Here is a 13996-nt window from a genome sequence, read left to right as displayed (position 1 = left end):
AAAATATAATTATCATTCCACTTAATAAACTTCTACTAGAACTTAAAAAAACAGAGGTTTACCCCAGCCCTAAAGGGAGACCTCTGTTTTTTTTTTAGAAAGATAACTCGTTGAAATAATCAGTCCCCTTTTTTAATTTCACCCTTTAGGGAGGGGGAAAAAATTAAAAAAACCACCAGTCTAAAACTCATCTTCTCTTTTCCCACTAATTCCAAAGAATGAAACAGTCTCGAATGCAAACCCAATTTCCCTTTTTTAATTTCTCCCAGTCATTACGAAGAATGAAGTAATCTGGGCGAAGAAAAAATTTAAAAAACCATATTACACCCCCCCTATTATCTCATACCATTCCATCTCTCAAGAATAGTATGGCTAAATACTTTTTCTTCTACTCAGAAGAGAAATGCTCCGTTTTTGATAACTATTACTCCCGAATTGACAACCTGTAAATAATTATCATAAAAAAAGATGCTCTTATAGCATCTTCTATATTTTACAATTCTAACAACTTAAAAAACTCTGAAAGCTCAAGATTCCTGGCCTCGCATATTTTCTCTATCGTTTCAAAGCTCATATTGTAGTTTGGATCATTCTTTTTACTTGTAGCCGTTTTTTTATCAAGGTATATTCGACAACAAAAGGGCTTTGGGATAAATTGATTCTTAAATAGTTTTCAAAATATGATTTTATCGATTTACTGCGAAAATTAACTATAAAAAAGAGGCCGATGCATCTTCATATACTTTACAGGAGGCGTTTCTCTTTAAAACTCAGTTGCTTTTTATCAATGATGCAAAGCATATACAGCGGTTCTAAATAAGTGTAATACGGTAGTCCGTCAGCAAAATAGGCCTTCCCCCTTTCATACTCGTCTTTTTCCCTTTCCGGTAAATGCTCATCTGCCTTGATATAGTTAAAAGGGAATTTCAATTCATTCAATGCCTTTACTTTTTTAAAAAATTCTATCCATATCCCAATCGTCCATTTTGCTGAAGCAGGACGCTTATCTATGTACGTTTTTTGTAATTCTTTGAAATAACCAATATCGCGGCGGTTTGTCAAGTCTAATAAATCATCAACGTTGATGGTAACATCTACATACTCTACAATGCGATACTTGTTGGTATAGTGTTTTTTTCCCCATCGGATTGCAGCATTTATATTTTCCTCCCAGAGATAGCACCCCTCTCCTAAGAACGGGATTTTTGACATTCCGTTGGGACTCTTTTTTATGGCAGACTTGAATGGGGCATTCAGCAAGATATGGGCATCATGACTGATGCTGCAAGTGTGCTGATAAGTAAAGCAATAACTATTCATCCTGTAAAGAATCTAAATCAACAAAATTATTGCGTAATTTTTCTTGATGGCTTAAAAAATTTAGGGTTGGAAGTGTAATGGTATCAAAACCCGAGAGAGCGGTATAGGAGGAAACAAAGCTTCTGATATAAGGAAATACAATGGCAGGTCCGTTCAAGGACATGAAGTTTAAAATTAATTCTTCGTCTTCCGTATCATAGTCAAAGACCCCAATGCATAACATCTTTAGATTGAAATTGTTTTCAGCATCAAGGATTTCAATGTCAAAATTAATATGAATTTTATTTTCGGATCTAATTATCACAGCTTGCGGATTGATCGAGAACAAATTGGCATCTGCATCTATATCGGTTTTTTCAAAAAGAAATTTAGGGACAACAAAATTTACGAATTTTAAATCTGATTTCATTATATAGGTTTTATTAAATTAAAGGTAACAAAAAAGGACCTTGTTAAGGTCCTCTTTTTTATCATCTTCTAAATTTACCGACTTTCTTTTGTTTTTGTCAACGAATTTAAGTAAGCTATGCCAATATTGCTGTGGTTTTTCATTATTGTAGAATCCTGAATCACATCTTTCGATTTCGTAATCATCAAATTCTTTCATCAAACCCTCAATCTGAGTTGCCGATAAACTTTTGACAAATCTTCTATTTAACTCTAAAGATTTATCCATTAAACTCGTGTACATAATTTTATACTTTTAAATTAGAACTTTTAAAACCCTAATTGCTTCTTTCAAATATAATACTTTAATTCATTTTACAAATAATATTTAGTATTATTTTAGTATTAATTTAACAGGGGGCAAAAGTAGGTAAAATAATTTCCAGATGCAAACACAATTATTTATATATTGCTACTTCCTAAATATGGACTTTTTTATTAGTGCTTCTTTCTAATATCCTTCCTTAACAATACAGTAAGCTTGTCGAAGGACACAACTCCGCCTCTAATAACCATAAAAATGCGCCAATAAGGAGCTGAACTTTTTCGAGGCACTTTATCGTGATAAGCATTTCCGCCTCAAACCGAGAGATCTATTTACATATCAAGGACGTTCGGGTTTCGTTTGTAAACATAAAAAATCCCCCGATTAGGGATTTTGTTATTATTATGGGGTAAATACTGCATTATTATTAAACGGGCATCTGCTAAGTTTTAATAAGCCCTGCTTGGTTTTTCGGTTAATCAAAATGGTATCGTGCAGTTCCTTTTTCTTTATAATACCAATGTTTTCATATCCTAAAGGAGGTCTTTTAGGGTGTGCAAAATTGATATAAATATCTTGTGAAATTGTATCCGCCAAAAAGTAAAGACGATATCCTGATGGATCGGGTAAGCGTTTTTTAATAAAAGGGATTTCGTTAGGACCATATAGTCTATCTCCTGTTGCTATTTCCTGAAATGTATTATTAAGAAAATAGTCAAGAACTAAGTTTTCAAAATCTTTATATTGCTTTTTTTTATTTATTTTGGTAAATTCTGTAATGAATTCTTATGTACAATATATATCCATTCATTATTTGCTTAACATTTTTATTCTGTCAGCAAATTCAGCATCCTCAGGAAGATTAAAGTATAAATCTTCTAAATCTTGATTGTGCTCTTTTAGATCGTCTAAAGCTATCTTGTATTTACGCATCGTATCGATAGCAATTCCTTTGGTAATAACCCAAATCATCTCTACATAGGAACGAATTAGTTTTTTATGAACTGCATTAGATTTTTGAAGTAATCCTTTTATTAATTCAAGACATTCTTCATCTATGCCCTCTACCCAAGATAGTATTTCAAACTTGGAATTAATATCGGTAATAGTTTTTGTTTTTTCGTCAAGAGCATCTCTAAATACTAAAATTCGATCCAAAAAATTGTTTACAGCTTCTTCTCTTAATGCTTTTACATTTTTTTGATTTGCTAATTCTGTTACCTCTTTAAAGGTTTCCTGAATTTTTGATTTAGCTGTTACGCATTCCATATTATCTGACTTAAAAGCTTATTATACAGTTACATACGTAATTTGCTATATAAAATTGTATAAAGCAAATGTATATAAAAAAGCGACAAGTGTAGCAAGTTTGCGACAAAAATAACAACATAAACAAACACCAATATATTTTACTCTTCTAAACTTCTAAGTTTTTCCTTTATGACATTGATAAAAAGCTAAATATAATTCCTTATTAATACTATTTCACTTAGGAGTAAATCAAAAACCCGCTTTTGACAACTATTACTCCCGAATTGACAACTATTGCGATAACACTAAAACAAAAAAAAAAGATGCCTAAGCATTTTTTTGTTATATCTATTTATCGAGGTCTTTAATAAATATTGTCTTTTTTATTTTATTTTTTCGCACTCTTTAATGAACTTTTCTATGTTAATGTCTACATCTAATATATTGAGCGTTCTAAGGTTTAGTGCTTTTCCAAGAAAAATTAATTTTTCTAGAGTAGGATTAGCATCACCTCTTTCAATAGTTCCAATTAAATGCTTTGTTAAACCAATGTTTTTATCTGCAAGTTCTTGTTGAGAAATAAAATCCTTAACATAATCTGAGCTAGGTATTTTTTCACGGAGTTTTCTCAATCTGTCTCCTAACTTTTCTTTTTCAGTCACCTTTTTCTTGTTAGTTTTTGATAAAATTCATATTTATTTATGAAAATAATGGTATGATATATCATACCGTAATACTTTTTTTATTATGTTTGTAATATAATTGCATATTAAATGTAATTTTGCGATACTTCATATAGAAAATATTTGATGCATTCGCTTTGAATCTCGAACAGAAAACTGGTAATTTTTAACACACGAGATGATAAGTTAAGATGCTCACGTTCCATGGCGTGGGCTCACTTATTGTTGTGTGGGTATACCAGTACCTCTGTTCGATAAGCTGAGTTCCATGCCATTTTTTATGCGCAAAAGTCACTCGCTTCTATTCTTAGCAAATCTTCTTCCTTATTTAAAGTCTCGCATACCAATCAATTTTTGAATTAGTTTGGAAATACACTGCCTGCGTCAGGCTGCAACTTGCAACGGCGGTGTACTTTCCTTAAAAAAAATGCTAAATCCACCTGCCTATGCAACATAAACATAAAAACTCATCAAATTCCTTGACAAACTTTCCAGGAAGATCCTAATTAAAAAAATCGCTCACTGCAACTAAGAAATAACACAAACTAAAAAACCAGCCTATGACGAAATAAACAACTACAACTACTAAAAAATAGCCGCACCGCAAAGGTTCTTTGAACACAACACCTCATTAATTTAATTTGTATATACTATTAATTGATGCAGCTTATTTAACTGTAATATAAACGGATAACCCAAAACAGATAACCGATAACCCTTAACCTACAAAGATGAAATACTACACACTAATAAAAGCGGCATTAATAGTGGCATTAATAGCACTTATATGCCTTTGGTATTATGGCAGCAGCAGTTTTTAAACTTGTAAAACAACTACAACAACCGAAAACAGAAACCTTTGTGACTTAGTGACTAATCCCATAACGGAAAACCCATAACAGTTAACCGATAACCCATAACCAACAACTCAAAACGCCTATGACTAAATAAAAAATCTTCGCGCCTTCGCGCCTTCGTGGCAAGAAAAAAAAGGCCCTCTAACTCTTCTTGGCGGACGAATAGAGGACCATAGTAGAACAAAATTCACATTTTATCAAACCAATAACCAAAATTATGAAAAAGATTTCATTAAGCAAGGGGATAAGGGCAATGGGATATTCCTTCATCTTAGGTGTATCCTTGCTCTCCTCTTCAATCAGCGCCAATAACTCCTTGGCTTATTCAACAGTACAACAACAACCATCAAAAATTAGTGGTATTATCACAGATGGTGTTGGCCCCTTGCCAGGAGTGACTATTGCTGTCAAAGGAAGATTCCTAACCGCAATATCAGATTACAATGGGGAGTATGTGATTGCTGCAAATCCTACTGATATTTTGGTCTTCTCCTTCATGGGATTCAAAACAATAGAGATAAGCATTAGCTCACAAAAAATAGTAAATGTCCAACTCAAGGAAGACGCCACAGTACTTCAGGAAGTAAAAGTCAATGCCGGTTACTATTCCGTCAAAGAAAAAGAACGCACCGGAAGTATTGCCAGAATTACGGCTAAGGATATCGAATCGCAACCAGTAACCAATGTACTGGCTGCTATGCAAGGTAGAATGGCGGGCGTTTCAATTGTACAGGATGCAGGTACTGCAGGGGGCGGTTTTACAATAAGAATCCGCGGGCAAAATAGTTTACGGAGTGATGCAAATGAACCGCTATATATAATCAATGGGGTACCATATTCTTCTGAAAATATAGGTTTTAGTGAAACATCAACGGCAACATTAGGAGCTACTAGTCCACTCAATAGTATCAACCCATCAGATATTGAAAGTATTGACGTTTTGAAAGACGCCGATGCAACAGCAATTTATGGATCACGAGGAGCAAACGGTGTTGTTCTAATTACAACCAAAAAAGGCAAAGTAGGGCAAACAACCTTTACAGTAAATGCATCTTCTGGAGTGGGAAAAATAACTCGATTTCTAGATTTGATGCATACCCAAGAATACCTGGCAATGCGAGAACAAGCTTTTGCAAATGATGCGATAGCAGTTTATCCAGAAGCTGCCTATGACATTAATGGTACTTGGAACAAGAACCGTTATACTGACTGGCAGAAGGAACTTATTGGTGGTACAGCCGAAATTAATGCATTGCAAGGATCGGTTTCAGGCGGATCGACCCAAACACAATACCTACTCAGCGGAACATACCGTAAAGAAACAACTGTTATGCCAGGTGATTTTCAATACAACAAGGGCTCAGCACACTTTAGTATGAATCATGCAGCATCAGACGGCAAATTTAAAGCACAATTTTCTGCAAGTTATACAACCCAAAAAAATGACCAGCCCGCAGCTGATTTGACTTATGCAGCCCGATCATTGGCTCCTAACGCTCCGGCTTTGTACACCGAGAACGCAGAGCTCAATTGGGAGAATGGCACATGGAACAATCCGTTAGCTAACCTAAATCAGAAATTCACATCCAGAACCTACGACCTCTTTTCCAATGCTGTTTTAACCTATTCTATAGTAAAGAATCTTGAGCTTAAAAGTAATTTTGGATACACGGATACTAAGAATAACGAGAAGCGCACCATACCATCAACAATTTACAATCCATCGTATGGCATGACCAGTAGCAGTTCTTCTCTATACACTAACAACACCGCACGTCGCTCCTGGCTTATAGAGCCACAGTTAAATTACAATCTACACAGAAACAAACATAAGATTGAAGCACTTGTGGGTGCAACTGCACAGAGCACAACCACCGAAAGATTGCACGTTATTGGTTATGGATTTTCGAGTAACGCTCTAATCAGTGATTTGGCCTCAGCTTCGCTACGTCTTGTTTTTACAAGCGACGAGAATATTTACAAATACCAAGCATTCTACGCGCGCATAAACTACAACTATGACAAGCGCTATATCTTAAACGCAACAGGGAGGCGTGATGGATCGAGTCGCTTTGGTGACGGCAAACAATTCGCCACTTTTGGAGCAATAGGAGCAGCTTGGCTCTTCTCAAATGAAAACTTTTTAAAAGACAACAGAATAATGAGCTATGGTAAGTTAAGAGGCAGCTATGGTGTTACAGGAAGTGACCAGATAGGTGACTACCAGTTTCACGACACCTATGTTTCATCTGGAAATGCTTATCAAGGAGTTATAGGACTACAACCAAGCCGTTTGTTCAATCCAAACTTTGGCTGGGAAAGCAATCGCAAGCTGGAAGTCGCCATTGACGCTGGCTTTTTTCATGATCGCATTTTTTTAACAGCGGCATGGTTCCGCAATCGATCTGGAAATCAACTCGTAGGAATACCATTGCCAGGAACCACCGGTTTTAACGTATTAAATGCTAACTTGAATGCAACCGTGCAAAATACTGGTTTAGAGTTCACTCTTCAAGCAGCAAATTTTCAAACAGTAAATTTTAAATGGAGTACTGCCATTAATATTACTGCAAACCAAAACAAACTTCTATCCTTCCCTAATCTGCAAAGCTCGCCCTATTCTAATAGTTATAAAATTGGTCAGCCATTATCAATTCAGAAGGTTTATCATTTTAGTGGTCTTAACCCTCAGACTGGTATGTATGAATTCGACGATGTAAATGGTGATGGCGCAATAGCTGCACCAGAAGATAAAGAAACAATAGCGAATCTGTCTCCCAAGTATTTTGGTGGATTTCAAAATACATTTAATTATAAAAATTTCCAATTTGACTTCCTATTCCAATTCGTTAAACAACAAGGAGTTAAATACCTTCCAGGACCTGGAGGCGGCATGACTAATCAGCTGCAGGCAGTTAGTAATAGTTGGCAACAAACAGGCGATAGTAGTTCACAGCAAAAACTGACTACTGGTCTTAATTATGACATAATTAGCGCTTATTACAACTTCACAGAAAGTGATGGTGCCATTACTGACGCTTCTTATTTGAGACTTAAAAACATATCTCTTTCTTATGATGTACCACTACCTCCATCCTCGAAGATCAAGTGCAGACTATCCTTACAAGGCCAAAATATTTTAACTATTACTCCTTATGATGGGGATCCTGAATTTAAGTTCGCTGGATATTTACCCCCACTTAAAATGTATACAGCCAACGTTCAACTAACTTTTTAATTTAAAAATATGAATCATTATACAAATTATCCCAATAAAAAAGGAAATAGTATCCGTATTCTAGCCCTTTTCCTAATACTCACTTATTTTTCATCTTGTGACAGTTTCGTTGAAGTAGCACTTCCATCGTCTCAACTTACAGGCGATTTGGTATTTAAGGACAAAAATACAGCAAATGCAGCCCTAATAGATATTTATGCCAAGATGCGCGATACCGGCCTGCTTTCAGGTAATCTAACCGGAACAAGCACTTCCTTAGGCCTATATGCTGACGAACTAAATTACTATGGTCCTGTGACTGATACTGGCGGAAGTTTATACAATAATACCTTAATGGCCACGGATGCTAATGTGATGCAAATATGGAATATTACTTATGGACAAATATATGCAGCAAACTCCATTATAGCCGGTATGTTAGATGCTCCAATTTCTAAAGTCGACCGCGATCAACTCATTGCGGAAGGACTTTTCATTAGGTCACTATTGTATTTTTATTTAACAAACACTTTTGGTGATGTACCCTATATCACATCTACTGATTATAGAGTGAACAGCATAGCGCCAAGGGTTGAAATTCAGACTATCTATGCCAGTATCATAGCAGATCTTAAACTAGCTTCATCCTTAATACAAGAAAACTACCAAGCACAAGGTCGAGTAAGGCCAAATCGAGCGACAGTAAATGCACTGCTCGCCCGAGTATATTTATATACTAATCAATGGGAAGAATCCGTAAGTACCGCTTCAGCAGTGCTCAATCAAAGCGAATACTCCCTAGAGTTACCAATTGCTCAGGTGTTTCTCAAAGAAAGCCCCTCAACTATTTGGCAATTCGGCCCTAAATTCGAAGGAAATAACACTGACTTTGGGATAACTTTCATCTTTAATTCAGGCCCACCACCTTTCGTAGCGCTTACAGAAGGACTTATAAACGCTTTCGAAGAAAATGATCAGCGTAAGCTTTATTGGACCACAGCAGTAACAAATAACGTCAAGACATGGTACTACTCATCAAAGTATACACAAAATGGGTTCACAGGCGTATCAATCGAATACCCCATAGTCTTTCGTATACAAGAACAATACCTGATAAGAGCTGAAGGAAATGCGAGATTAGGTCGTTTAACCGAAGCAAAAGAAGACCTAGATAAAGTGAGAATAGCCGCAGGACTAATCGTTACCAATGCAGTGACTCAACAAGAAATAATAGACGCCATATTGAGAGAGCGGCGTGTAGAGTTCTTTGGCGAATATGGAAGTCGTTTTTATGATTTGAAACGCACAGGAAATTTAAATGAAGCCCTCAGCACCGTAAAACTAGGGTGGAACGTAAATGATGCTCTCTTTCCTATACCCGAAAATGAGATCCTTATCAATCCCAATCTTAAACCACAAAATTCAGGATATTAATGACTCGTACAATGAAATTTATTTGGATCAATTTATTTTGTCTGCTTGTAGCCTATCCAGTTTTTGGACAATTGGTAAAAACTGACTTGACCGAAAGTGACTACGGGCAATGGGGTACGTTGCGCCTTGGCAAAATCTCAAAAGATGGTAAATGGGTAGCCTTAAGTATGATCTATGAGAGTGGCCAGGATACTTTATACCTGAGAAGTACAAATAATACAAAGCAGTTTGCCTTTCCCAAAGGTATTGAACCCGCATTCGAAGGCGAATATTTTGCCTGCATTACAGAAGGAAAAGTTGCGGTGATGAATCTAGCTAATAATAGTACTTCTTATGATGCAGGAGTACGTTTTAATTTTTTTTCTAACAAAGCAATTGCAATCTTGTCGCGCTCAGAAAATAAGGCGTCAAGCTTAAAGGTAAGAACTTTAAGCGGGCAGATAGCACTAGAAATTCCTGATGTAGTGGAGTACACATTAACTAAAAACACTTTGCTATACAATCGAAAACTTCAAGATTCCAGTTTTGTCGGTATCGTTGATTATCGAGGAAAAAAAACAAAGAATACGGTAATTTTTAGAAAGAGAGGAGAATTGCAAAACTTAGTCTGGAACAAAGAAGGAACTGCCGTTTCCTTCTTAGGTTCAGATTTGAATGAGGATAGGCTCACATCAATATTTCATTATGACTTGGTAAAAAACAAGCTGAGTAGCATAATACCACAACAATCTCTTAATGTTACGGACACTATTTCAATTACAACTGCAGGAATTTACCGTCACTGGATATCTAACGACGGTAAGAAGGTCTTTTTTGCAATCCAACGTAAAAATAATTCGTACACTAAAAACCATGCTGTCGAAATTTGGAATAGTAGTGATAAGTGGACTCATAACTTAGAAGTTCAACTTGATGGATGGAAAAACGTTCCTAAAGCGTCAGTATGGATGCTTGAAGAAAAAAAAGCTAGTGTAATTGGAGATAATATCTTGCCTTATGCACGTGTTTTTGGTGATGGCAAATATGCTCTGCTTAGTAATCCTCAAAGTTACGAGCCACAATTTAAAGAAGAGGCACCACGAGATTATTACCTTTTAGATATCGAAGCGCAAAAAAGGACTTTACTATTTCATCAACTGCCAGGTGCTGCAAACGATATACAGGCAACTCCAGATGGCAAATATCTCATCTATTATGACAACAATTCTTGGTATGCTTATAATGTTTTAAAGGACTCTTCGAGTGCACTTACAACAACAGGACTTTCTATTTGGGAATCAGACCCTAACGATTATAATTCTGAACCAAGAGTGTACGGCATTGCAGGATTTTCAACAGACAATAGTTCCGTATTTCTTTATGATCGTTTCGACCTATGGGAAGTAGGAATTACAAAATCATTTGCGATAAGGCTTACCGATGGCAAAGAAAAAGGCATTCGCTTTCGACTAGCCATTTCAGCTGGCAATCCAGGAAAAACGGATCCTGATCCTATTGACATTAATAAACAACTATATTTAAAGGCATACCGTGAAAAGGATGGAGTATCTGGTTATTATACACTCAAAGATAACAAATTACAAAAGTTAATATTTGATAATAATTGCATAGATGAGTTAGTGTATGCATCAGGAATCGATATCTTTAGGGAGCAAAGTTTTGATATGCCAACACGCGCAATTGCATTGGTAAAAGGGAAACGAACTGTTTTATTTGAAAGTAACCCTAAAATAAAAAAATACAACTGGCCTTTTTCCAAAATGATCACCTATCGCACAATGGGAGTTGAAAAGCCTGCGGCATTATTCCTTCCTCCAAATTACGACGCGAATAAAAAATATCCAGTAATTGTGCATATTTACGAAGATATGTCTCCAGAACTGCATCATTTCGTGAATCCTACATGGAGGAACCCAGAAGGATACAACATTACTACACAGGCAGCAGACGGATATTGCGTGGTTCTACCTGACTTGAACTATGAATCCAACAACGCTGGTGTTTCTGCTGCACGATCACTTATAGATCTGACTAAAATGTTGGTAGATGAAGGGATCGCCAATCCAAAAGCCATCGGTTTGATGGGACATTCTTTTGGTGGTTACGAGACATTTTTCACGATTACACATACAAATGTATTCGCAGCAGCAATTGCAGGCTCAGGTATTTCCGATACTGTAAATTGGTACTACAGCATGAGTCAAGATTTAGAAAAACCCGAAATGTGGCGATTTGAAGACCAACAATTTCGGATGACGAAGCCATACCATCTTGATCCTAAATCTTATCTTCTTAACTCGCCAATTCTCAACGTGAATAATGTAAGTACTCCACTGTTATCTTATTCTGGTAAAAACGATCGTGTTGTACCATGGCAACAAAGTATGACCTTTTACCTTGCATTACGACGGATGAAAAAACAAACAACCTTGCTGCTATATCCTGACGAAGGACATGTATTAAGTAGCCCGGATAACCAAAAAGATCTAAGCCTAAAGGTAAAGGCTTGGTTCGATCATTACTTGAAAAATTTACCCTCCAGTGGATGGATGGATCAACAATACTAAAAAAACAAATGCAGTTCTTACGAACTGCATTTGCATTTAGAAACTAACAGTTTATGGTTTAAACAACTGTTGGTCGCAGGCAGTACCTAATGCATTGTACTTCCACACTGGAAGTGGTGTCGCATCGGCAGACATACAGGTTGCACCAGGATTACTGGAACAGTTCACATTACGCGACTCACATGATGAGCTACTGGTTGCATGAACATAGCCAATAATCGGTGGTTTTACCGGGCTACTACTTGTCGAGCTAGTACTCAAGGCTCCTGCACTAGCAAGAGCGAAAGCGGCCACTGGAAGGGCCAACATTCTTAAAATGGAAGATTTCATAATTAATAAAAATTAAATAGTTGTGATCTACTCTATTAACAGGTTTTCGATCTTATCCTGATACTGCAGTATACAATTAGGCCTAGACTAGTTAAAGTTCTTATGCAGCCTATATTTTTGTAATGTTTTACCAATAATGATATAAATTCCTTCTGAATTTACCATGATATCAGAAACCTTGTCTTCTCCAATGTCATAAGCATAAAAGCTCGAAACATAGGTTTTGTTTTTTAGATCGTATATATCGATAACAGATGAAGTTTTCCATAAATCAAGTGGTTCAAATTTCCCCCGAAGTCCTGAGTTAACAAAAAGATACCTTCCATATGAAGCACTATATTTATTGATCGTTACAGCTGGGGTCGAAGGTTTACGTTCTCCTGACTCCTTGAAATAATTGACTTTGATTGCAGCACGTGTGGTGGTGTCAATAGTATTTCCCCTGTAAGCAAGTTTTAAATGCTGATTAGTTACTATAAACTGATTTCTATAATAATAGAGATAAATTAAATTTTTCAGTATCGGGTCATACGACATAGTTCCATCGGTATCAAAAACACCATCTTTTTGTTTCTGCAGAATGTTATTAATAAGTGTTACGTTCATTTCTTTTGAAAAACTGAACTTCCCCAAAATATTTTCTTTAGAATAACGATCTTGAGCCCGAAATGCAATATTTAAACTATCCATAACCACTATTTTTGAAAAATAATAGTTTCCAATCATAATTTGAAATGCTTTCCAGTCACTTACTTTTCCCCGAAAAATCACTGGTACTGTTCCATCAAAAACAAAGAAATAAGGAGGCACGACCTTGAGTTGGACAGAACGAAATGGATATTTGTCGTGATCAATGCTGATAATATGTTTTATTAGACGCTTTAATCTATTATCCCATTCATAGACAACTAAGGGTGTATTTGTGTTGCTTAAAAATACTTTGCCATTCCCAGAACCAGCAAAGTAGGCGTTGTACATTTGTAAATCCGTTTGAGCCGTCTTTTCTACTACACCACGATCAAACCTTCTCACGAAGGGATTTTGATGATGAAGTACTCTTTCAGAAATAATATATAGTATAAAAACAAGGAGGATAGAAAAGAAACTACCAGAAATTACTAAAGTATAAGTCTTCGTGTTTCGTCGTTCTGCCAAATACCCAACTAAGGCTAAAACAGTAAATGCGATATTGAAAATTAAATGCTCAGTCCATCCCATTTTTTCTAGAATACCACCACAAGAACAAGGAACAAAGGAACTGTAATTCAAAATAATTACAATGTAAGCGGTAAAAACAAGCATCAACAAGAACGCACAAAACAAACCTGTTCGTCGCATTTTAGGAATTACTAACATTATAGAGATACTGAACTCAACAATCAAAACTATGTAAGAAATCGGACCTGCAAACGCACTCAATAATGGAGATTGCCCCAGCTGCACCTGAAAATTTTCAAAATCCAATAGCTTGCTTACCGCTGCATAGACAAACAGTAAAATATACAGCAGACAAATTAGCTCTAAAATCACCTTTTGCATTCTAACATTCAGTTTCATAGCGTTATATTTTAAATTCTATAAAGCAAATTTCTGAATTTCAAAATAAAAACACTTGTCTTTACGGG

The 13996-nt window shown here is 36.0% G+C and carries 11 protein-coding genes; 3 read left to right on the top strand and 8 right to left on the bottom strand.

Annotation, left to right across the window (positions count from 1 at the left end; translation table 11 throughout):
* Positions 1-493 precede the first annotated feature (493 nt).
* From BLV35_RS19750 to BLV35_RS14400, 6 genes are all read right to left on the bottom strand, one after another.
* Positions 494-628 carry a helix-turn-helix domain-containing protein gene (locus BLV35_RS19750; RefSeq protein WP_394331047.1) on the bottom strand — a complete coding sequence of 45 codons (135 nt, stop codon included), beginning with the start codon at positions 626-628 and terminating at the stop codon, positions 494-496.
* Positions 629-744: 116 nt separating this feature from the next.
* Entirely contained in the window at positions 745-1212 is a 468-nt protein-coding gene (locus BLV35_RS14420) for a hypothetical protein (protein ID WP_143031864.1), read from the bottom strand.
* A gap of 100 nt (positions 1213-1312) precedes the next feature.
* The gene (locus BLV35_RS14415; RefSeq protein WP_091091805.1) at positions 1313-1729 is read right to left on the bottom strand and encodes a protein-export chaperone SecB; all 417 of its coding nucleotides are present in this window, start codon (positions 1727-1729) and stop codon (positions 1313-1315) included.
* A gap of 18 nt (positions 1730-1747) precedes the next feature.
* Positions 1748-2011, bottom strand: coding sequence for a hypothetical protein (locus tag BLV35_RS14410; protein ID WP_091091800.1), 264 nt, complete (start codon positions 2009-2011; stop codon positions 1748-1750).
* Between the two features lie 831 nt (positions 2012-2842).
* Positions 2843-3301: a hypothetical protein gene (locus tag BLV35_RS14405; RefSeq protein WP_091091793.1), complete on the bottom strand. Its 459-nt coding sequence runs from the start codon at positions 3299-3301 to the stop codon at positions 2843-2845.
* A gap of 365 nt (positions 3302-3666) precedes the next feature.
* The gene (locus BLV35_RS14400; RefSeq protein WP_091091789.1) at positions 3667-3945 is read right to left on the bottom strand and encodes a helix-turn-helix domain-containing protein; all 279 of its coding nucleotides are present in this window, start codon (positions 3943-3945) and stop codon (positions 3667-3669) included.
* 1095 nt (positions 3946-5040) lie between these two features.
* Here BLV35_RS14400 and BLV35_RS14395 point away from each other — a divergent pair.
* From BLV35_RS14395 to BLV35_RS14385, 3 genes are read left to right on the top strand one after another with little or no spacing between them, the layout of a single operon-like run.
* Positions 5041-8061 carry a SusC/RagA family TonB-linked outer membrane protein gene (locus BLV35_RS14395; RefSeq protein WP_091091785.1) on the top strand — a complete coding sequence of 1007 codons (3021 nt, stop codon included), beginning with the start codon at positions 5041-5043 and terminating at the stop codon, positions 8059-8061.
* Positions 8062-8070: 9 nt separating this feature from the next.
* Entirely contained in the window at positions 8071-9474 is a 1404-nt protein-coding gene (locus BLV35_RS14390; protein WP_091091783.1) for a RagB/SusD family nutrient uptake outer membrane protein, read from the top strand.
* 11 nt (positions 9475-9485) lie between these two features.
* Positions 9486-12041, top strand: a complete 2556-nt coding sequence (locus BLV35_RS14385) for an alpha/beta hydrolase family protein (RefSeq protein WP_176980628.1) — start codon at positions 9486-9488, stop codon at positions 12039-12041.
* A gap of 51 nt (positions 12042-12092) precedes the next feature.
* Here BLV35_RS14385 and BLV35_RS14380 read toward each other — a convergent pair whose 3' ends face one another.
* Positions 12093-12350 carry a hypothetical protein gene (locus tag BLV35_RS14380; RefSeq protein WP_091091777.1) on the bottom strand — a complete coding sequence of 86 codons (258 nt, stop codon included), beginning with the start codon at positions 12348-12350 and terminating at the stop codon, positions 12093-12095.
* A 108-nt stretch (positions 12351-12458) separates the two neighbouring features.
* A complete protein-coding gene (locus BLV35_RS14375; protein WP_091091773.1) occupies positions 12459-13928 on the bottom strand; it encodes a MauE/DoxX family redox-associated membrane protein in 1470 nt (489 codons plus the stop codon).
* Positions 13929-13996 lie beyond the last annotated feature (68 nt).

The sequence above is a fragment of the Flavobacterium gillisiae genome (assembly GCF_900107635.1).
Classification (GTDB): Bacteria; Bacteroidota; Bacteroidia; order Flavobacteriales; family Flavobacteriaceae; genus Flavobacterium; species Flavobacterium gillisiae.
This window is presented reverse-complemented; position numbering and strand designations above follow the sequence as displayed.